The 235-nt window shown below is 62.1% G+C and carries 1 pseudogene; it reads right to left on the minus strand.

Annotation, left to right across the window (positions count from 1 at the left end):
• Nucleotides 1–235, minus strand: a pseudogene (locus tag ACLBX9_RS03785) (flagellin); the annotation flags it as partial.

The following is a 235-nucleotide window of genomic DNA, read 5'->3' on the forward strand; positions in this document are numbered from 1 at the left end:
GTTCGTCAGGTTGGCCGAGCCGGTCTGCAGCACGTTGATCAGCTGCTTGGAGAAGTCCTGACGGTTCTGCACCACCGACAGGTTCGAGCCTAGCGCGCTCGCCGCCGAGTTGAGCGTGCCGCCCGCAGAAGTCAGTGTCGCCAGAGTCTTGTTCACGTCCGCGTTCAGCAGGAAGTTGCCCAGACCGTTCGAGCTCGACGAGCTGTTCGAGTTGGTGATCGAGGACAGGCCCAGA

Source organism: Methylobacterium sp. A49B (genome assembly GCF_053346215.1).